This window comes from Streptomyces massasporeus, from assembly GCF_014648995.1.
Taxonomy (GTDB): Bacteria; Actinomycetota; Actinomycetes; order Streptomycetales; family Streptomycetaceae; genus Streptomyces; species Streptomyces massasporeus.
Genome location: NZ_BMSE01000007.1, coordinates 1 through 19,681 on the forward strand (window position 1 = coordinate 1; position 19,681 = coordinate 19,681).

At 72.7% G+C, this 19,681-nt stretch carries 16 protein-coding genes; 5 read left to right on the top strand and 11 right to left on the bottom strand.

Annotated features, from left to right (window positions below; genetic code table 11):
• Positions 1-301: 301 nt before the first annotated feature.
• The gene (locus IE153_RS17445) at positions 302-1,159 is read right to left on the bottom strand and encodes a GntR family transcriptional regulator (RefSeq protein ID WP_438817923.1); all 858 of its coding nucleotides are present in this window, start codon (positions 1,157-1,159) and stop codon (positions 302-304) included.
• 176 nt (positions 1,160-1,335) lie between these two features.
• Between IE153_RS17445 and IE153_RS17450 the strand changes: the two genes are divergently transcribed.
• Positions 1,336-2,187, top strand: a complete 852-nt coding sequence (locus IE153_RS17450) for a (2Fe-2S)-binding protein (RefSeq protein WP_189590602.1) — start codon at positions 1,336-1,338, stop codon at positions 2,185-2,187.
• Positions 2,188-2,493: 306 nt separating this feature from the next.
• The gene (locus IE153_RS17455; RefSeq protein ID WP_189590603.1) at positions 2,494-3,534 is read left to right on the top strand and encodes a DUF2637 domain-containing protein; all 1,041 of its coding nucleotides are present in this window, start codon (positions 2,494-2,496) and stop codon (positions 3,532-3,534) included.
• A 57-nt stretch (positions 3,535-3,591) separates the two neighbouring features.
• On the opposite strand, the gene IE153_RS17460 is transcribed toward IE153_RS17455, so the two are convergent.
• Together IE153_RS17460 and IE153_RS17465 are read right to left on the bottom strand one after the other, a co-directional pair.
• The gene (locus IE153_RS17460) at positions 3,592-4,014 is read right to left on the bottom strand and encodes an ATP-binding protein (protein WP_189590604.1); all 423 of its coding nucleotides are present in this window, start codon (positions 4,012-4,014) and stop codon (positions 3,592-3,594) included.
• Positions 4,015-4,501: 487 nt separating this feature from the next.
• Positions 4,502-5,125 carry a hypothetical protein gene (locus tag IE153_RS17465; protein ID WP_189590605.1) on the bottom strand — a complete coding sequence of 208 codons (624 nt, stop codon included), beginning with the start codon at positions 5,123-5,125 and terminating at the stop codon, positions 4,502-4,504.
• Positions 5,126-5,378: 253 nt separating this feature from the next.
• Between IE153_RS17465 and IE153_RS17470 the strand changes: the two genes are divergently transcribed.
• Positions 5,379-6,773: a helix-turn-helix domain-containing protein gene (locus IE153_RS17470; protein WP_189590606.1), complete on the top strand. Its 1,395-nt coding sequence runs from the start codon at positions 5,379-5,381 to the stop codon at positions 6,771-6,773.
• Here the strand turns inward: IE153_RS17470 and IE153_RS17475 are convergent.
• Positions 6,770-8,512: a pyruvate dehydrogenase gene (locus tag IE153_RS17475; RefSeq protein WP_189590607.1), complete on the bottom strand. Its 1,743-nt coding sequence runs from the start codon at positions 8,510-8,512 to the stop codon at positions 6,770-6,772. The two genes, IE153_RS17470 and IE153_RS17475, sit on opposite strands and share 4 nt — an antisense overlap.
• A gap of 66 nt (positions 8,513-8,578) precedes the next feature.
• Positions 8,579-9,529, bottom strand: a complete 951-nt coding sequence (locus IE153_RS42895; RefSeq protein ID WP_435811949.1) for a protein phosphatase 2C domain-containing protein — start codon at positions 9,527-9,529, stop codon at positions 8,579-8,581.
• Between the two features lie 1,228 nt (positions 9,530-10,757).
• Between IE153_RS42895 and IE153_RS17485 the strand changes: the two genes are divergently transcribed.
• A complete protein-coding gene (locus tag IE153_RS17485) occupies positions 10,758-11,240 on the top strand; it encodes a DUF456 domain-containing protein (protein WP_189590609.1) in 483 nt (160 codons plus the stop codon).
• Between the two features lie 35 nt (positions 11,241-11,275).
• On the opposite strand, the gene IE153_RS17490 is transcribed toward IE153_RS17485, so the two are convergent.
• From IE153_RS17490 to rsgA, 3 genes are all read right to left on the bottom strand, one after another.
• Positions 11,276-11,770, bottom strand: a complete 495-nt coding sequence (locus IE153_RS17490; protein WP_189590610.1) for a methylated-DNA--[protein]-cysteine S-methyltransferase — start codon at positions 11,768-11,770, stop codon at positions 11,276-11,278.
• On the bottom strand, positions 11,767-13,182 hold the full coding sequence (locus IE153_RS17495) for a DNA-3-methyladenine glycosylase 2 family protein (protein ID WP_189590611.1): 1,416 nt from the start codon (positions 13,180-13,182) through the stop codon (positions 11,767-11,769). The genes IE153_RS17490 and IE153_RS17495 overlap by 4 nt, the downstream gene beginning before the upstream one ends.
• 327 nt (positions 13,183-13,509) lie before the next feature.
• Positions 13,510-14,628, bottom strand: coding sequence for a ribosome small subunit-dependent GTPase A (gene rsgA, locus IE153_RS17500; RefSeq protein WP_189590612.1), 1,119 nt, complete (start codon positions 14,626-14,628; stop codon positions 13,510-13,512).
• Between the two features lie 363 nt (positions 14,629-14,991).
• Between rsgA and IE153_RS17505 the strand changes: the two genes are divergently transcribed.
• Positions 14,992-15,393: a DUF4234 domain-containing protein gene (locus IE153_RS17505; protein ID WP_189590613.1), complete on the top strand. Its 402-nt coding sequence runs from the start codon at positions 14,992-14,994 to the stop codon at positions 15,391-15,393.
• Between the two features lie 14 nt (positions 15,394-15,407).
• On the opposite strand, the gene IE153_RS17510 is transcribed toward IE153_RS17505, so the two are convergent.
• The 3 genes from IE153_RS17510 to IE153_RS17520 form a co-directional block, all read right to left on the bottom strand.
• Positions 15,408-16,901 carry a cellulose-binding domain-containing protein gene (locus tag IE153_RS17510; RefSeq protein WP_189590614.1) on the bottom strand — a complete coding sequence of 498 codons (1,494 nt, stop codon included), beginning with the start codon at positions 16,899-16,901 and terminating at the stop codon, positions 15,408-15,410.
• A 235-nt stretch (positions 16,902-17,136) separates the two neighbouring features.
• Positions 17,137-18,456 carry a radical SAM protein gene (locus tag IE153_RS17515; protein WP_031108437.1) on the bottom strand — a complete coding sequence of 440 codons (1,320 nt, stop codon included), beginning with the start codon at positions 18,454-18,456 and terminating at the stop codon, positions 17,137-17,139.
• 122 nt (positions 18,457-18,578) lie between these two features.
• Positions 18,579-19,586, bottom strand: coding sequence for a hydroxyacid dehydrogenase (locus tag IE153_RS17520; protein ID WP_189590615.1), 1,008 nt, complete (start codon positions 19,584-19,586; stop codon positions 18,579-18,581).
• Positions 19,587-19,681: the final 95 nt, after the last annotated feature.

A 19,681-nucleotide genomic window follows, 5' to 3' on the forward strand; every position in this document is an offset into this window, starting at 1 on the left:
ACCGGAGGTCTTCGCCATGATCAAGCCCTGCGACTGTCAACAACGCTCGTGATCAATACACCTAGCGGCACGCATGCCCGCAGCTGGGGCGGGACGCTCCCGCAGCCGCGTACGGCGAGAAGGGGCCGTGTCGGGGGGTGTCCGCCCGCAGCGGTTGGCGCGTCAACGGGGAGTCAGTCGGTGTGGCACCCCATCGCGCCGTTCCGAGGACGGACACCCCCCGGCGCGGACCCGACCCACCACTCGGCGCAGGCGATACGAACGCGCACCCCACCCGGCGAGAAGGCGCAGGCACCGTCACTCAGCCGGCAGCGGCCGCGCCCGCGAAGTGCTCGCCCACCAGCGCCCGCACCACATCCAGGTCCCGTGCGACCAACGCGTCCAGCAACGCCGTGTGCTCGTGCGCGTCCGCGACCAGATCGGCCCGCCCCCGGATCCCCGGCCCACCCCCGACCAGCGGCCACTGCGCCCTGCGGTGCAGGTCCTCCGCGATCTGGACCAGCTGCTCGTTGCCCGAGAGGGACAGCATGGCCCGGTGGAACCCCCGGTCGGACTCCGCATAGGTCGCGCGGCAGCCGGAGGACGCCGCGCGGACCGTCGCCTCGGCGAGAGGCCGCAGTTCGGCCCAGCGCTCGGCGGGCACGGTACGGGCCAGCCGCAGCATCACCGGGACCTCGATCAGCGCCCGGACCTCGGCCAGCTCCGCCAGTTGCCGCACGCCCCGCTCGACCACCCGGAAACCACGGTTCGGCACGACCTCGACGGCCCCCTCGAGGGCCAGTTGCTGCATGGCCTCCCGGACCGGCGTCGCCGACACCCCGAACCGCTCGCCCAGCACCGGCGCCGAGTACACCTCACCGGGCCGTAGATCTCCCGCCACCAGCGCGGCCCGCAGAGCGTCCAGAATCTGCCCCCGCACAGAGGCCCGCTGGACCACCGGCCGAACCCGCGGAACAACCGGGACGACCGGCACAACCGGCACGGGCGGCTCACTGTGCGTGTGCTCCCCCCGCACCGCACCGCCCTGCTGCGGCACCCGCGCCTGCGCTCGCGCTTGGCCCTGCTCCTGCCCTCGCCCGGAGGGCACACCCGACCCGGCCCGACCCGCCGCCGCCCATGGAGCCCCCGGGTCCGCGGAGCCCTGCGCTCCCTGTCTCACAGGTCCTCCTCCGGACGTATCGGTACTTGGCGTCATTGCGGCGGGTTGTTACTCGTCCGTCAAGCACCATAAGCGCCCCGGCCCCCAGTTCACATCCCCGTTCAATTTCCGGAGATCTTGAGTAAGGTTAGGCTTACCTTCAAGAGCCCCGTTTCATCCGACGGATCGGTGATCACATGCCTGCGCCCGTTTCGGCCGTCTCCGGCGCCTACACCCGCCTGGCCGAGGTCCTCCCGGGGCTGGCGGTCACCGAGCTGAGCGCCGGCGCCGAGACCCCGCGCGGCGGCGGCTGGACCACGGCCGCCGACCTCGCGGCCGCGGGCCCCGCCCTCGACCGCTTCCTCGCGTGGGACGTGGACCAGATCGAACGGGACTACGGCCGCCAGGCCCGCCCCGACGTCGTCGCCACCTTCGGCCTGCACCGCTACGCCTGGCCCGCCTGCCTCCTGATCACCGTGCCGTGGTTCCTGCACCGCCGCGTCCCCCGCTACCCCGTGACGCACGTCTCGTACGACCGCACCGCCGCGGGCCACGCCCTCGGACGCCTCGCCGTCCGCCCCGCCGGCTTCGCCTGCCTGCCCGGCGACGAGGCGGCCGCGCTGCCCGGCGCCCGGGTCGTCCCCGACGAGGAGGCGCTGCGGGCGGAGGTGCGGTCGGCGGTCGCCGAGCACCTGGAGCCGGTGCTGACCGGTTTCGGCCCCCGGATGCGGCGCCGCGGACGCGCCCTGTGGGGCATGGCGACCGACGAGATCGTCGAAGGGGTCTGGTACATCGCCCAGCTGCTCGGCGAGATCGAGGAGCGGCGCGCGATGCGCGAGCTGGAGCTGCTCCTGCCGGGCGCGACCAAGCCGTACGTCGGCACGGCGGCGTTCCGGGAACTGGCCGGCCCCGGCGGCGAGCCCCTGCTCACCCGGGACCGCGCGAGCTGCTGCATGTTCTACACACTCCGCCCCGAGGACACCTGCGCCACCTGCCCACGCACCTGCGACACGGACCGTGTCACCAAGCTTCTGGCAACGGCCGGTTGAGCTCCGGCGGGGACGGATCCGGCCCCCGCCGTCCCGTAAGATCATCGCGAAACCGGACACCCGCACGCCCACAGGCGATTCACATCATCCTCACGCGTCACGGGAACTTTCCGGGTAACCACTCGTACGGGTAGTCTTGTTCGAACTCAACTCCCGCCCCTCAAGCGGCAGTTCGAGCAGAACGCCGCCCTGGGCATTCCCTTGCACTTCCTTGGCGGCCTCTTGCCCCGAAACCCCCTGAGGGCCGATGGGATTGGGCCACTATGGCGGGCGTTACGCCCTATCCCAATGCAAGGGACCACCCAGATGAGACTGACCGACATATCGCTGAACTGGCTGCTTCCGGGCGCCGTGCTTCTCCTGGGCATGCTGGCGGCGGTGGCGGTGCTCGCGCGCGGCAAGCGCTCCTCGGTCAAGGACACGAGCGCGGACGACTCCTGGGAGCGCAGCGAGGAACGCCGCAGACGCAAGGAAGCCCTCTACGGCACCCTCTCTTACCTCCTCCTGTTCTGCTGTGCGGCCGTCGCCGCCCTCCTCTCCTTCCACGGACTGGTCGGCTTCGGCGAGCAGAACCTCGGGCTCTCCGGCGGCTGGCAGTACCTCGTCCCGTTCGGCCTGGACGGCGCGGCGATGTTCTGTTCCGTCCTCGCGGTGCGCGAGGCCAGCCACGGTGATGCGGCGCTCGGCTCCCGGATACTGGTCTGGACGTTCGCCTTCGCCGCGGCCTGGTTCAACTGGGTGCACGCGCCCCGGGGCATCGGGCACGCGGGTGCCCCCCACTTCTTCGCGGGCATGTCCCTGTCGGCGGCGGTCCTCTTCGACCGCGCGCTGAAGCAGACCCGCCGGGCCGCCCTGCGGGAGCAGGGCCTGGTGCCCCGCCCGCTGCCGCAGATCCGTATGGTGCGCTGGCTGCGGGCCCCGAGGGAGACCTACCGCGCCTGGTCGCTGATGCTCCTCGAGGGTGTGCGCAGCCTGGACGAGGCCGTCGACGAGGTGCGCGACGACCGGCGCAAGAAGGAAGAGACCCGGCAGCGGCGGCGCGACCAGCAGCGCGTGGAGCGGGCCCAGCTGAAGGCGATCAGCCGCGGTCACCGCGGCCACTTCGGCCGGGGTGGCGGACGCCAGCTGGAGGTGCAGGTGGAGCGCGGCTCCTCGCAGGTCACCGCGGAGCCTGCCATATCGGCGCCGGAGCCCCTGCCCGCGCGCTCGCGTCCCTCCCTCCAGCCGATGCGCAAAGGAGCTGACCCCGTGACGGTCGACCTCACCGCGGAGGACGACACCATGGCACTGCCGCGGCTGGACTCCCTGGAGCGCAAGCTCAAGGACCTCGAGCAGCAGTTCGGTTAGCCGAGCCGGAGGGAAGCAGCGAGGGGGCGTGGCCTGCGGGCCGCGCCCCCTCGGCGTTCACGCCGCCTCCGCCTCCAGTTCGAACCAGACGGCCTTGCCCACGCCGTGCGGCCGGACCCCCCAGGCGTCCGCGAGGGACTGCACCAGGAGCAGGCCCCTGCCGTTCGTCCCCTCGTCGGCGACCGGGACGCGCAGACGGGGCCTGCGGGCCACGAAGTCCCGTACCTCCACCCGCAGTCCGTGGGGGCCGACGGTGGCCGTCAGGACCGCGTCGTGGTCGGTGTGGACGATCGCGTTGGTGACGAGTTCACTGGTGAGCAGTTCCGCCACGTCCGACTGCCCGTGCTTCCCCCACTGCCCGAGCAGTTCCCGCAGGGCCCTGCGGGCTTCCGGGACGGCCCGCAGGTCCGCCCGCCCGAGTCTGCGCTTCAACTGCGGTGCCGAATCCTGCTCCGTGATGTCGTCGGCCCCGTCCTCCACCGTCCTCGTCGAGAAGCTCCCGATCGCTATGGGACCGCCTCGTCGTGCCTGCCTCTCCATGACCCCCGCCCGCGCGCCGATGTTCGGTTCCCCTCCTGCTCGAACACGTTCACGGGGATCCATGCCCCAACGGGAACGCGGCAGTCATGTCGAATTGTCAACGACCGGGTGTTCGGCCACCGGAACGGGACGGGCGGCCCGGGCGGCGGGCCGCCGAGCGGTACGACGGTGAGGGAGAGGGGGACAAGAGGGTAGCCGGTCAGTGTCCGCGAGTGGATCCTGACCGCCGGAGATCGGACGATGGGCCGATGGCCGGCTGCCGATCCCTGCGTACACGGTGAAGGGCAGGGGCGACGGGTGCCCGTGCACGGCGCTCCGGTGAAGTTGGCCGAAGTACGACGGTCTTGACATCCGCCGAGACCGGTACGGGGCCGTCCTCCCCCACCCCCGTAGCGGGAGGACGGCCCCGGTCTTCCGTCGGGCGCGGTCAGTACAGCTTGTTGACGGCGGTGGTCGTCGTCTTCTTGAAGGCGGCCACGGGAGCGTCGCCGAAGTCGCCCATCTGGCCCCACTGCACGACGGTGACGGTCCTGCCGTCCCGCCCGACGGACAGCAGCGAGATGTCCGTGGCACCCCAGGACGTCTCGGTGTGCAGGCCGCGGACGCGGGCGCCCTCCTCGACGGGCAGGGTGCCGTAGTCCCGGCCCTCGGCCTCGACGTCGGGGTCGTTCTGCTCGATGCGGTCGGCGCAGGTGCGGATCAGGTCGTCGTAGTGCTTCGCCAGGGCCTTGGCCAGGGCGGCTGTGTCCGCCACGACGGTCAGCTGCACGGCGCCGGTGTCGAGGTCGGTCCGGAACTCCCGGTGCCGGTAGTCGTAGGAGGGCACGCCCTCCGTGCTCACGCAGGAGCCGAGTCCCTCCGGGAACCCTTCGGTGACCGGGCCGGCCGTCCAGGCCGAGGTCGGGTGCGGCGGCAGCTGGGACGCCGACAGGAACTTGGGAGCGGCGGCCTTCGGCGCGGCGCCGGCAGCCGGTGCCGTGAGGACGGTGCCCGCCGCGAGGGCGGCGACGGTGAGTGCGGTGAGCGCGCTCGCTCGGATGTGCTTGGGCATGGGTGTTCCCCCGTGGATGAGTGCGTGGATGAATGCCGAAGGCATGGATGCCGGATGCCGCCGCGAGGCCGGCTGGTCGGCCCGGACCTGCTCGGTGCGACACCAAAAGCATCAGCGGTCACACCGGGCGGGCGCAACAGCCGGCATTCGATCGGGCACGGTGGAACCATCCCAGCCCGTCTGACGTGCAGGTACATGGGGTGCCTGGGATGCCGTTCCGGGCCGGGTCGGACCTACGAGGACGGGGGGAACGGTGTCGGCACACAGCGACGTCGACGACGTCGGGGAGTTCGCGGCGCTGCTGAGGACGCTGAAGGAGCGCACGGACCGCAGTTACGGTTCATTGGCCCGGCGTCTGGCCATGAACACCTCGACCCTGCACCGCTACTGCGCGGGCGAGGCCGTCCCCGTCGACTTCGCGCCCGTGGAGCGCTTCGCCGCCCTGTGCGGGGCGTCCCCGGAGGAACGTCTGGAGCTGCACCGCCGCTGGCTCCTGGCGGTGGCGGCCCGGCAGCGGCCCCGGACGGCGGGCACGGCCGATACGTCCGGTACGGCGCAGGGGGGCGAGGTCGCCGCCGGGGCGGACGAACCGGAGCAAGCACCGGACGCCGTCGACGGCCTGACGAACGGTCCGGTATCCGCCCCGGTGGACGACTCGGTGTCCGACGCGGCGGACGGCCCTGCGGACGACCCTGAGGAAGACCCGCCGCTCCCCCGTCGGCCCTGGTACCGCCGCAGACGCGTCGCGGTCGGACTGGCCGCCGCCTGCGTGGTGCTCGCGGCACTCGGGAGTCTCGCCGCGCTGCCGGACGGGCGGCGTACGCCCGCCCGCGACCGGGCCGACGCGGCCGGCCCGGCCCCCTCAGCCATGACGGAGACCAAGGCACCGGACCGGCGCGGCGCCTCCCCCACTCCGAGCGGCGGCTCCGCGACCCCCCGGCGGTCCGCTCCCTCCGCCACCCCGAAGCAGCCGAAGCCCTCCCCGTCGCCCTCCCCCCGCACCACCCCGCCCACCGGCGGCTCCGCCACCGCCCCGCCCCTCACCTGGTCGGCCAACTCCCAGGCCTGGGAGCTCGGCTGCGCTCACGACTACGTCATCGCCAGGCCCCCCGCGCAGGTGGCACCGCCGCCCGTCCCGCAGGACGCGGGGGTCTGGGCCGCATCGCAGAACGCGGTGCACGGCGGCGAGACGCTCGTGGAGCTGACCGTGCAGGGCCGAACCGACACGGCCGTCGTACTGGAGGCTCTGCGCGTACGCGTGGTGGGGCGGACAGCCCCGGCGCAGGGCAACGCCTACGCCATGGACCGGGGCTGCGGCGGCTCGATCACGCCACGCTCCTTCGACGTGAACCTGGACAAGGACCGCCCCATCGCCCGTGCGGTCGCCGGGAGCGACGCGGGCACGCCGATCCCGGCGGTGCGCATGCCGTACCGCGTCTCCGCGCGGGATCCCGAGGTGCTGCTGGTCAACGCCAGGACCCAGGGGTGCGACTGCCGCTGGTACCTGGAGCTGGACTGGTCCTCGCAGGGCCGCACGGGCACGGTCCGGATCGATGACCACGGCCGCCCGTTCCGGACCAGCGGCATCAAGGGGCTGTCCCGCTACGTGTACGAGACCTCCGCACGCGCGTGGGTGCCCTACAGCTAGAAGCGGGGCACGTTGCGCAGGTTGGAGCGGGCCATCTGCAGCATCCGGCCGACTCCGCCGTCCAGCACCATCTTCGAGGCGGACAGGGCGAATCCGGTCACCATCTCTGCCTTGATCTTCGGCGGGATGGACAGCGCGTTGGGGTCGGTGACGACGTCGACGAGGGCCGGCCCCTTGTGCTTGAAGGCGTCCTTCAGGGCGCCGGCGAGGTCCTTGGGCTTCTCGACGCGCACGCCGTAGGCGCCGCAGGCCCGGGCGACGGCCGCGAAGTCGGGGTTCTTGTTGGCCGTGCCGTACGAGGGCAGCCCGGCGACCAGCATCTCCAACTCGACCATGCCGAGGGAGGAGTTGTTGAAGAGGACGACCTTGACCGGCAGGTCGTACTGCACCAGCGTCAGGAAGTCGCCCATCAGCATGGAGAACCCGCCGTCGCCGGACATCGACACGACCTGGCGCTTGCGGTCGGTGAACTGCGCGCCGATCGCCATCGGCAGGGCGTTGGCCATCGAGCCGTGGGAGAACGAACCGATGACGCGGCGGCGGCCGTTGGGCGAGATGTAGCGGGCGGCCCAGACGTTGCACATGCCGGTGTCGACGGTGAACACGGCGTCGTCGGAGGCGACTTCGTCGAGCACGGACGCCACGTACTCGGGGTGGATCGGCGTGTGCTTCTCGACCTTGCGGGTGTAGGCCTTCACCACCCCCTCCAGCGCGTCGGCGTGCTTCTTCAGCATCCGGTCGAGGAAGCGGCGGTTCTTCTTCTCCTTCACCCGCGGGATCAGACAGCGCAGCGTCTCCCGTACGTCGCCCCACACCGCGAGGTCCAGCTTCGAGCGGCGGCCGAGGTGTTCGGGTCGGATGTCGACCTGCACGATCTTGACGTCGTCGGGGAGGAAGGCGTTGTAGGGGAAGTCGGTGCCGAGCAGGATCAGCAAATCGCACTCGTGGGTGGCCTCGTAGGCGGCGCCGTAGCCGAGCAGGCCGCTCATGCCGACGTCGAAGGGGTTGTCGTACTGGATCCATTCCTTGCCGCGCAGGGCGTGCCCGACCGGGGACTTGATCTTCCCGGCGAACTCCATGACCTCGGCGTGCGCGCCGGCGGTGCCGCTGCCGCAGAAGAGGGTGACCTTGCCGGCCTCGTCGATCATCTCGACGAGCCGGTCGATCTCGGCGTCGCCCGGGCGGACCGTCGGGCGGGAGGTGACGAGGGCGGTCTCGGCGGCCTTCTCCGGGGCGGGCCGGTCGGCGATGTCGCCGGGCAGGGTGACGACGCTGACGCCGCTGCGTCCGACGGCGTTCTGGATGGCCGTCTGTAGCAGCCGCGGCATCTGCTCCGGGCTGGAGATCATCTCGCTGTAGTGGCTGCACTCGGTGAACAGCCGGTCGGGGTGGGTCTCCTGGAAGAAGCCGAGGCCGATCTCGCTGGACGGGATGTGCGAGGCGAGGGCGAGGACCGGGGCCATGGAGCGGTGGGCGTCGTAGAGGCCGTTGATGAGGTGGAGGTTGCCGGGACCGCAGGAGCCGGCACAGGCGGCGAGTCCGCCGGTGATCTGCGCCTCGGCACTGGCGGCGAAGGCGGCGGTCTCCTCGTGCCGGACGTGGATCCAGTCGATGGCGGAGTTGCGGCGGACGGCGTCGACGACCGGGTTGAGGCTGTCGCCGACGACTCCGTAGAGACGTTTGACTCCGGCACGGGTCAGGATGTCGACGAACTGTTCCGCGACGTTCTGTTTGGCCATGGTTCTCGTCTGCCCCTTCGGTCTCCTGGGATCCCTCCGGGTTCCATCAAGTCACACCGATCGCGCTCACGCCTCCCATACCGCGGCGGCCGTACGGTCGTCCGCATAACCCTTGACCCGTACTTGGGAGTCGGCGAGGAACGCGGCGAGGCCGGGCGGTTCGGGGCGGGACCACCGCTCGGCGAGGTACTCGCCCAGTTCGGGCTCACCGCGCAGGGGCTCGGCGAGGCCGCCGCTGCACATCAGGAGCGTGTCACCCGGGCGGGCGACGGAGGTCCGGAAGCGGAACGGTTCGCGGGGCGGCTCCGGGGCGGGTTCGTACGGGCTGGGCGGGGTCGGGATGCCCAGGTCCATGGTGAGCCGGTCGCCCTCGGGGGTCTCGGAGGGCGGTGAGCCGAAGCCCACGACGGGGTCGCCCTTGATGTCTGCGACCTGCGGTTCGATGTCCTGCCACTCCCCCTCCCGCAACCGGAACAGTCCGCCCGGTCCGACCCCGAAGAACACCCGCGTGCGGCACCCGGGGTCGGCCGACAGCAGCAGACAGCGCAGGCTCGCCGCGTACTCCTCGGGGTCGACGCCCTGCTCGGAGGCGCTGGCCCGGAGCTTGCCGAGGCTGCGGTCGGTGAGCCGGTGCAGCCCGGACTTCAGGTCGCCGCGGCGGCCGTCCCTTATGTCCTCGACCAGGCGCGCGTGGCTGCGTCCTACGGCCCGTCCGATCCAGTGACAGGCCTCGGCGGCGGCGCGGTGCGCACCCGGTGTGGCCCGGGCCCCGGTCGCCATCGCCACCAGCAGCAGCGCGTGCTCGCCCGTACCGAACCGGGCGGTGAGCAGCGAGTCCCTGCGGGGCTCACCCCGATACCGCGCGGAGTCCCCCCGTACGGAAACGGCCCGCAGCGTACAGGCCCCGTACCGGGCCCCGTCCAGCACCGTGTCCGCCACGAGATCGTCGAGGTCGTCCGGGTCGGCGGCCGGGAGAGCGGTGGGTTCGGCGTCGTACGTGGGCGGCCGGGTGCCCACATGACCACGCGGCCGGGGCGTGGGGGCGGGGCGCTCGATCCGGGGGTCGTCCTGGTCGGCAGAGGGGTTCGTGGGGGGCGGAGTGCCGACGGGGGGCGGCGATACCGGCCCGGGCCCGGCGGCAGGCGGCTCCGTGGTGCGGGGACCCGCGGTGCGTGAGTCCGTGGACGGCGGCTCGGCGGGGCGCGGCGGTACGGGCGGCCGGTCGGTCGGAGCGGGGGGCGCGGCGTCATAGGACTCGGCGGCGGTGGCCGGTGGGGCGGGACTGGCGAGGGGCCCCGACGCCGTGGCCGGGTGCGCCTCCGGGTCCGGCCCGGCGGGAGGGGCCTTGGGGGGCGGGGGAACCGGGGGCGTCCCGGAGGCGGGGAACGCCGGGGCCGGGGACTGCCCCGGGCGCTCCGAAGGCGGAGGCGGGGCGACTGTGGGCGGGGGCGGGGTGGAGGTGGGCGGTGGCGTGCCGCCGGTCCGCTCCCCCGAGGGCCGATCAGAGCCCGCCCCGGCCGGCGCCGCACTGCCCGGCCGCTCATCCGAGGACGGACGCGGGGCCGCTGTGGGCGGGGGCGGGCCGTCCGCCCGCTCAGCCGTGGGCGGACGGGTCCCGGCCGCGCCCGGAGACGCGCTGCCCGGCTGGCCCCCGGAACGGGTCGGCTCCGGGCGGCCCTGCGGTTTCGGTGCGGTCGGGGGGAAGCTCATGGGCCCGGTGGGCCGGGGCGGTGGTGGCTCCCAGGGGGCGCGTTGCGGGGCCCGGGTGCTCGGGCGGGGCGTGGCCGGGAGGTCATCGGCTCCGGTCCGGGGTGCCGGGACCACCGGCTCCGCGCCGGGGTGCCGCGCCGCCGGCCGGTCCGAGGAGCCGGTCCGCGCCTCCGCCCCGTCCCCCACCGCCCCCGACGCCGACGCGAACCGGTCGTCCAGGGAATCCCGTGCCGGTGTGGGGCCCGTGTCGTCGGTGGAGCCGTCGTACAACTCCCTCCACCAGTCGTCCTCGCGACCGGTGGGCCTTCCCCCCTGCTGGCTCATGCCCGTAATTGTCCACCGCACGAGCCGGATGAAAACGGGGCTTGTGGAAAAAACCGGCCGGCCAAGGGCAGGTGATCGGCACGTCGGGTGAGCCGTAGAACGGTCATCCGAAATCCGGGGCCCGGCGGGGCGCGAGCGGCTGACCTGCGGGTCTGAGGCCCGGCCACGCTCCTGACCTGCGTGTTCTCCGGTGTTCCGGCAGTCTGGTCAGATGGGAGTGTGGGACCTCCTGCTGGTCGGGCTGGTCATCCTGCTCGGGCTGTGCGGAGTGCTGCTGCCCGCCATGCCGGGATCGTTGCTGGTGTGGGCCGCGGTCATGTGGTGGGCGCTGACGGATCCGCAGCCCGTCGCATGGTGGGTGCTGGTCGGGGCCACGGTCCTGCTGCTGGTCTCCCAGGCCGTCCGCTGGGCGCTGCCGCCCCGGCGGCTGCGGATGAACCGCACCACCCGCCGCATGCTGGCCTGCGCAGGCACCGGATCCGTCCTCGGCTTCGTCCTGGTCCCCGTCCTCGGCGCCATCCCGGGATTCCTCGCCGGTGTCTACCTCTTCGAACGGTCCCGTCTCGGCCGTCACGCCGACGCGGTCGCCGCCCTGCGCACGGTCATGCGCGCGGGCGGCACCAGCATCCTGGCCGAACTGTTCACCTGCCAGCTGATCGCGGCGGCCTGGGTGGGCGCGGTCGTCTGGGGCTGAGCCGGCATCCCTCAGGAGGAAAGCAGGGCGGGACGTCAGGCGGGGAGGACACCCTCGTGCGTCAGCAGCCGTACCTTGCGGTCCAGGCCTCCCGCGTATCCGGTCAGTGCGCCGTCCGCTCCGATCACCCGGTGACACGGGCGGACCACCAGCAGCGGATTCGCACCGATCGCACCGCCGACGGCCCGCACGGCCGCCCGGGGCGCCCCGATGCGCGCGGCGATCTCGCCGTAGGTCGTGGTCGAGCCGTAGGGGATGTCGTCCAGCGCGGCCCAGACCTTCTCGCGGAAGGCGGTGCCCTCGGTGCGCCACGCCAGGCGGAACTCCTTCAGTTCCCCGGCGAAGTAGGCGGCGAGCTGCTCCTCGGCCTCCCGGAAGGGCCCGGGGTCGCGCCGCCACTCCTCCCGCACCTCGCGTCCGCCCTTCTGTCCGGGCACCGACAGCGAGGTCAGCTCGCCGGTCGGGACGGCGGTGAGGAGCAGCGGCCCGAGGGGACCGGGCACACTCGTCCAGTAGATCGGGCAGGTCATCGGGACTCCCACTCCCCTGCTGCGCGCAGGTGGTTCAGTGCGTACGAGCGCCAGGGGCGCCAGCTGTCGGGGACGTCCAGGCCGGGCGGGGCCACGTCCGGGTCGCCGAGGGCGCGGGTGCGGATCTCGGCCACCGTACGGGCGTCCAGGCCGGGCACGGCCAGCAGAGCGTCCTGCGCGTCGTCCCGGTCGGCGCCCGGGTCCAGGCGTACGGCGTGGTCTGCCAGGGCGGCGGTGAGCGCGCCGAGGGTACCGCCGGGCTCGGCGCCCGCGAGCACGGCGGGCTCGGGGAAGAGGTGGGTGAGGCTGCCGCAGGAGGCGTCGAGGGCCTTGCCGTAGCGGCGTACGAGCCGTTCCGCCTCCGTGCGGCCGGTCAGTGCGCGCACCGCGAGTTCCTCCGGGTCGGCGGTGCCCGGCGAGCGCAGTCCGGGCCGGGCGGCGACCAAGGGGGCGAGCCGCGGGTCGGCGGCGAGGCGCTCGTCGACGGCGTAGGGGTCGGCGTCCAGGTCGAAGAGGCGCCGCAGCCGCTGGACGGCGGTGGTCAGGTCGCGCGGGTCGGTGAGGTGCAGCCGGGCGTCGAGCCAGCCGCCCGGGTGGGCGCCGAGTCCGGTCCTGGTGGTGCCGGGGCGTTCGTCGACGGCGACGATGCCGGTGCCGTAGGGGAGGCGGAGGGTGCGCCGGTAGGTGCGGGCACCGGGCGGGCCGCTGACCTCTTCGATGCCGGGTACGGCCTCGTGTTCGAGCAGGTCGAAGACGGGTCCGGCCCGGTAGGGGCCGCGGTGGGCGAGCCGGAGCGGGATGCCGGCGTTCGGGGTGGCCGTACGGCGGCCCCGGCCGTGCTTCGGCGCGGCGGCGCGCAGCTCGCTCGGGGTCGACGCGTACACCGCCCGGATCGTGTCGTTGAACTGGCGCACGCTGGCGAAGCCCGACGCGAACGCGATCTCGGTGATCGGGAGCCCGGTGGTCTGCACGAGGACGCGTGCGGTGTGGGCCCGCTGGGCCCGGGCGAGGGCGACCGGCCCGGCGCCGAGCTCGGCGGTGAGCTGCCGCTGCACCTGCCGGGCGCTGTAGCCGAGGCGTCCGGCGAGCCCGGCGACGCCTTCCCGGTCGACCACGCCGTCGGCGATCAGCCGCACGGCCCGGCCCACCACGTCGGCGCGGACGTTCCACTCGGCGGAGCCGGGTACGGCGTCCGGTCGGCACCGCCGGCAGGCCCGGAAGCCCGAGCCCTGCGCGGCGGCGGCCGTGGTGAAGAACCGTACGTTGGCCCGCTTGGGGGTGACCGCGGGGCAGCTCGGCCGGCAGTAGATGCCGGTCGTCTCGACGGCGAAGAAGAACACGCCGTCGAAACGGGCGTCACGGCTGCGCACGGCCCCGTACCTGGTGTCCTCGTCCGTTCCCTGGTCTGTCACAGCTACAGTCTCCGCCGTCGCCCGACGGGCCGCTGGCGGAAATCGGACACCGCGATCGGGGGTGCGGGGCGGCGCTGCCGGGCGGCGACGACCCGGGCCGAGGTGCTGACCCAGGTTTCTCGTGCGCCGGGTTCTGTGATTGGCCCGCTGCGGGCCCGTCGTGGTCGCCGCAGTTCCCCGCGCCCCTGACGGGGCGCGATGCGGGTACCGCCACCGGACAACGAGCCCGCCGCAGGCCCGACGGTGCGGCACGAGCCCGACAGCGCGGCGCGGCCCGGCGCGCGGGCGCGAGCACGCGCCGCGGGCCGGCGCCGCAGCACGAAGCGGCTACGCGCGCCGGTGCGCGCCCCGCTTCGCCTCCATCGCGGCCCTCCCCATCGCCCCCTTCCGCTTCCAGTCCTTGCGGATCTCGGCGCGGAGGCGGGCGTCGGTCTTGGCGACGATGCGCTGGTTCTCCCGCAGCAGCTTGCGGTAGCTCTCCAGGCGCCGCTCCGGCAGGCCGCCGCTGTCGATGGCGGCCAGCACGGCACACCCCGGCTCCGCCTCGTGGGCGCAGTCGTGGAAGCGGCAGCGCTCGGCCAGTTCCTCGATCTCGGAGAACACCTGCCCGACGCCCGTCCCGGCGTCCCAGAGTCCGACGCCGCGCAGTCCGGGAGTGTCGATCAGGACGCCCCCGCCGGGCAGGGCGAGCAGGTTGCGCGTGGTCGTGGTGTGGCGGCCCTTGCCGTCGACGTCGCGGGTGGCCTGGACGGTCATGACGTCCTCGCCGAGCAGCGCGTTGGCGAGGGTCGACTTGCCCGCGCCGGACTGTCCGAGCAGCACGGACGTACCCCCGCCGACGAGCGCGGCGACCACGTCGAGCCCGTCCCCGTCGACGGAGCTGACGGGCACGACCGGCACGCCGGGCGCGCTCGTCTCCACGTCCTGGACGAGGTACGCGCGGGTCACGGCGTCCGGCACGAGGTCGGCCTTGGTGAGGACGACGACGGGCTGGGCCCCGGATTCCCAGGCGAGCGCGAGGAAGCGCTCGATGCGGCCGAGGTCCAGCTCGACCGCGAGGGACACGGCGATGACGGCGTGGTCGACGTTGGCCGCGAGGATCTGCCCCTCGGACCGCTGCGAGGAGGTGGAGCGGACGAAGGCGGTGCGGCGCGGCAGGCAGGTGCGGACGTAGCGCGGGTTCCCGCCGGGTTCGACGGCGACCCAGTCGCCGGTGCACACGACCCGCAGGGGGTCGTGCGGGGTGACGAACGCGGTGTCGGCCCGCAGCGGCCCGTCGGCGGTGACGACGTCACACTGCCCGCGGTCGACCCGTACGACCCGGCCCGGGAGCAGGCCTTCGGCCTCGTACGGGGCGAACTCGGCCTCCCAGCCCGCGTCCCAGCCGTACGGCTCGAGCGGATGCGAGGCAGACGAGGACGAACCCGAAAGAGAAGAGAAAGACAAGGGGTGACCCTTCACAAGGGTGGCCCCGGCACGGCGCTCGAAGGCGCTGAGAGGAGGAGGTCAGCCGGAGGCCACGGAGGTGGACTTGATGAACTTCCGGATGCGGGCAGCGCCCATCTCAGAGACAGCCATCGATCACACCTCCTGCACGTCACACAGCCGACGGCGGCAGCAACAGGCCGCCGCGCGATTCGCCCCCACCTTAGAGGCGTGCGCCTCTCGGGCGCCACGGAATTTAACCCACCCTCGCGGGGCCGTCACCCCACCCCCGCGGGACCGGCGGGGACGGCTCCTCACCGCCCCTCGTGCACGACGCGCACGTGGTGGCCGGGCGTGGTGCACTGGAATGACGGGAGGTGCAGCATGTCAGGTCGCGCAGGCAAAACCCGCAATATCTTTCTCGTGTGGCTGGTCTGGCCGCTGATCACACTGGGCATCTACCACCTGGTCTGGTACTACAAAGTGAATCGCGAAGCCCGGGAATTCGATTCACGGATCGAGGTCAACCCGGCGCTGGCCGTAGTGGCCGTCACCGTCGGCTGGCTGATCATCGTTCCCCCCTTCGTGTCGGTCTACAACACCGGTCTGCGCGTTGCCCGCATGCAGCAGTCGGCCGGGATGGAACGGAGCTGCAATCCCTGGATCGGCCTCATCCTCTACATCGTGGCCGTGCTGTTCCCGCTCTACTACCAGCATGAGCTGAACCAGATCTGGGCTCGATACCAGAATGTGGAAGAGGGCGAGCAGGTGCCGCTCGCGGCGTGACGACAGATGGTGCGTCAACTGCCCATCGCGCAGGCGTGCCCGTTCACCTCGAAGTCGTACGGCGGGGAGTTCTTGCCGTGCCAGGAGGCGAGGAAACCGAAGGCCAGGTCGCCGCCGGCGGGGACCGACTTGTTGTAGTCGGCGGCGGTGGCGGTGACGCGGGAGCCGTCCTGGGAGACGGAGGCGTCCCACATCTGGCCGACCTTCTGGCCGTCCCGGAAGGACCAGGCGACGCGCCAGGAGTCGAGGGATTCGGCGCTGGTGACGGTCACGGTGGCCTGGAAGCCGTCGGGCCACTGGTTGACCAGGTCGTACTCGACCCGGCAGACGGGGTCCCCGGTCTCGTCCGGATCGGTGCGGTCGGTGGGCGAGGAGGTGCCCTGCGGTTCGGTGTGGCGGTTCCTGTCCTCCGGTTTGCCGGGCTTCTCCGGCTGCTTCGTGCCCTGGGTGGTCCGTTCGGCCGGCTTGGAGGTGGCCGGCGGCAGGGACGGGGCGGACGGCAGGGGCGGAGCGGGATCGGCCACCGGCTGGCGGTCGGCGCCGCCGGGCGCGCCGAGGTCGTCGCCTGCGCCGCCGAAGGGCATCAGTGAGACGCCGAGGGCCAGTACGGACACCAGGACCGCGGCGACGAGGAGGCCGTTGCGGGCGACGCGCGCCTTCTGCTCGCCGTCCTCCGGTTCACCGGCCGCCTGGTCCGCCGAGCCGGGGCGGCCCGCGCCGAGCCGCACCTCGGCGGCGCGGCGGCGGCGCTCCAGGTAGGCGAGGCCGCCCCAGCCGATCACCCCGCCGGCCAGCGCCCCGGGCAGGGAGCCGCCGTGCAGGCGCAGGCAGGCGGCGGCCTCGGCGCACTGCACGCAGGTGGCGAGGTGCCGGGAGAGGTCGCCGGGGGTCTCGGCGGCGGAGGAGCGGGTGACGGCGTCCAGCAGCCGGGCGTAGCTGCGGCACTGTGCGTCCATCGGTGTGTCGAGGTGGTTGCGGTGGCAGCGGTCCCGGAACAGGGTGCGCACCTGCTGGAGTTCCTCGGCGGCGCCGGCCGGGTCGAGGCCGAGACGGCGGGCGACCAGGGACAGCGGCAGCGCCTCCACCTCGGTGAACCACAGCAGTTCCGCGTCCGCCTGCTGCAGATCGCGCAGGCCGCGCAGCGCGAGCGGGCGCTGCAGGGGCGGGCCGGTGTAGCGGGCGGCCTTGTCCGAGTTGAGCCACAGGCGCAGGTCGGGGTCGAGTTTGTGGCCCTGCCCCTGCTCCTCCCAGGCCGCTGCCGTGGTGCGTACGGAGGTCAGCAGCAGGGGTATGCGGGGCAGCCGGGCCGGGCGGCGGGCGGTGCCGCGGACCGGGCCGGTGCCGGCGGCGCGGGCCTCGCGTATGCCGTGTGCGAACGCCTCGCGGCCGAGTTGCGCGGCGGCCGTGGAACCGGAGGTGCACAGGTCCGCGTAGGCGAGGACGGCGTCCCAGCACTCGGAGAACAGCGCGGCCTCGGTGGCGTCCTGAGGGGTCGGCAGGTCGGGCATGAGTCTCCTGCATCCACAAGCGAGGTCAACTCACCACATCGGCATTGGAGTTGGGGGGAACCTCGCGGCAGGGGGAGAGCTTTTCACGCCTCCCACACAACTGACAAGCGCCCTGTTCAGATATCACGACAGGACGGCCGCACCCCATGACTCCACGCTCGGAGTGTCATACGGGTGCGGCCGCCAGGCGACTCAATGCCGTGCCGCGAAAAGGCACGACGTCATCGAAGTGTTATCAAACGGCGGTGGGTTCGTCGGCCGGGAGGCTGTCCATGAAGGAGCTGACCGAGAAGACCGCGTTGCCGGCGCCGGGCGGGCCGTAGCCGGGAGGCGAGGAGAGGCCGAAGTCCTCCATGGTCTGCCGGTAGGCCTGGAGCAGGCGGATGTGGTACTCCAGCGGCGCGCCCTGCGGGTTGGCCTTGCCGAGCGGCGTCGTGGGCTCCGGGCACCAGGTGGTGAAGCGGGGCGTGATGCCGTGCGACATGAAGAACCGCAGGCCCTCGGTGGTGGAGTCGATGGCCTCGTCGACCGTCTTGAAACCGAAGGGCTCGGCCATCTCCACGCCCGCCACGAAGTTGGGAATGACGTTGCGCGCCCCGAACACCTCGGCCGAGTCCAGGATGCGCTTGTGCCACACGTCGCGGCCGACGTACCGCTCCTTGCCCGGGCAGAACATCTTGAAGAGGTACTCGTCCCAGACCTCGTAGTTGGGGTGGTAGATCTGCACGCCGTAGTCCTTGAACCGCTGGACGTCGTCGCGCGGGAGGGCCTGGGCGACGACCTTGCCGATCCAGCGGCCCGGGAAGTGCTCCTCGATGGCCTTGGCGTACCGCCCGTAGAAGTCCGCCTCGTCCAGGCCCTGGACCTTCGACGTGATCGCTCCACCGGTGAGCGTGTACGCGGTGGACACCTTCGCGGTGTCGTACCTGTTGATGATCTCGAGCGCCTCGAGGACCTCGTCGACGTCCTTCACGCCCGTGTACGGGCGGCCCGCCGCCTTGTGCTGGCGCCAGTTGTGGTTGATGTCGCAGTACTGGCACTCCTCCTTGGCACCGAAGTACTGGCACACGCGGAACGCGGTCAGGTAGATCAGGTAGCCCCACTGGATGGTCGGGGCGACCTCCATGACCGACTTCCCGTTGGCGAGGGTGTGCCGGTAGTACTCGGGCATCGGCGGCACCCCGACGTCGGAGATCCTCTTGCCGTCGAGGTACAGGCCGAGCACGCCGTCGTCGTTCGCCGCGACGCGGTACGGCGAGGACGGGTTCACCCGGACCGAGACGACGGTGCGGCGCAGGTCGTAGGGGCCGCCGGTGAGGATGATCTCCTCGGGCGGCCGGCGCAGCGCCGCCTCGCCCAGCTCGGGCAGGGTGCCGTGGTCGAAGGAGAAGATGAAGTACGACTTCGGCTTGACCTCGCCGCCCTCGTTGTCGCTGAGCGCGGACGGGTCGAAGGCGACGCCGCCGCGGAGCAGGTCCTCCTTGAAGACGGCTTCCCGCGGCACGTGCGGGAACCGCTCCATCAGATCCTCGACCAGCGCGGTTCGGCTGCCCATCCCGTGTCTCCTCCCGGTTCGGACGTACGACTCCTCACGGTATGCCCATGGGTGTGCGGGGCGGGTACCGGGTCCCCCCGAGACGGGAGAATGCCCCGTTCGTGGCGTATTGCCGGGTGCTGTCAGGCTTCGCGGGCCAGCGCCGCCCAGTCGACCGCGTACGCCGGCTCCTCCCCGGCCAGCAGCCGCTCCGCCTCTTCCGCGACCGCCAGGCCGAGCCGTGCCAGCTCGTTGCCCTGGGAGCCCGCGAGGTGCGGGGTGACGAACGCGCCGGGAAGGTCGTAGAGCGGGGAGTCTGCGGGGAGCGGCTCCGGGTCGGTGACGTCGAGGATCGCGGTCAGGCGCCCGGCGCGCAGTTCCGCCACCAGGGCGTCGTGGTCGACGAGCGGGCCGCGCGCGGTGTTGATCAGCACGGCGCCGTCGGGCATCAGGGCCAGCTCGCGGCGGCCGATCATGTGGTGCGTCTCGGGCGTCTCGGGGGCGTGGACGGTGACGACGTCGGACGTGCGCAGCAGTTCATCCAGGGGCAGCAGGGGGACGCCGAGCGCCGCGGCCTGCCGTTCGTCGACGTACGGGTCGGCGAGGACCGGCCGCAGGTCGAAGGGGCGCAGCAGTTGCAGGACGCGGCGGCCGATGCGGGAGGCGCCGATGACGCCGACCCGGCGGCCGTGGTTGCCGATGCCGGGGATGACGCCCCAGCCGGTGGAGGTTCGGGCCGTGCGCATCCGGTCGCGGGCGGCGAGGACGTCCTTCCCGGCGAGCAGGATCATGGCGAGGGTGTACTCGGCGACCGGCAGTGCGTTGGCGACGGCCGCCGAGGAGACGGCGATGCCGCGCTCCCTGATGCCGGGGGTGGCGAAGGACTTCACGGAGCCGGCCGAGTGCAGCACCGCCCGCAGCCGGGGAGCGGCGGCGAGAACCGTCTCGTCGAGCCGGGGGCAGCCCCAGCCGGTCACCAGGATCTCGGTCCGGGCCAGCGCGTCGAGGACGCGCGGGTCGGTGAAGTCCTCGGCCACGAGGTCCGGATCGATGTCCACGGACGTGCGCAGGCGTGCCAGCACCTCGGGCGGGAAGACCTGCGGCACGTTCTCTGCGGTCATGGCGAACAGTGCCTGGGGGCGCTGACTCAAGGAGGTGACCTTCCGGCTCGGCGGCACATGGGGAGGCTGAGGAGATAGAAACCGCTCTCTACAACCTCTCCACGGTAGGCCCGGCCGGGCGGCGG

Bases quoted from the DNA above. Each gene is read 5' to 3' on its own strand.
- IE153_RS17450 (WP_189590602.1), top strand. From the start codon at position 1,336: ATGCCTGCGCCCGTTTCGGCCGTCTCCGGCGCCTACACCCGCCTGGCC.
- IE153_RS17455 (WP_189590603.1), top strand. From the start codon at position 2,494: ATGAGACTGACCGACATATCGCTGAACTGGCTGCTTCCGGGCGCCGTG.
- IE153_RS17465 (WP_189590605.1), bottom strand. From the start codon at position 5,125: ATGCCCAAGCACATCCGAGCGAGCGCGCTCACCGCACTCACCGTCGCC.
- IE153_RS17475 (WP_189590607.1), bottom strand. From the start codon at position 8,512: ATGGCCAAACAGAACGTCGCGGAACAGTTCGTCGACATCCTGACCCGT.
- IE153_RS17485 (WP_189590609.1), top strand. From the start codon at position 10,758: ATGGGAGTGTGGGACCTCCTGCTGGTCGGGCTGGTCATCCTGCTCGGG.
- IE153_RS17490 (WP_189590610.1), bottom strand. From the start codon at position 11,770: ATGACCTGCCCGATCTACTGGACGAGTGTGCCCGGTCCCCTCGGGCCG.
- IE153_RS17505 (WP_189590613.1), top strand. From the start codon at position 14,992: ATGTCAGGTCGCGCAGGCAAAACCCGCAATATCTTTCTCGTGTGGCTG.
- IE153_RS17510 (WP_189590614.1), bottom strand. From the start codon at position 16,901: ATGCCCGACCTGCCGACCCCTCAGGACGCCACCGAGGCCGCGCTGTTC.
- IE153_RS17515 (WP_031108437.1), bottom strand. From the start codon at position 18,456: ATGGGCAGCCGAACCGCGCTGGTCGAGGATCTGATGGAGCGGTTCCCG.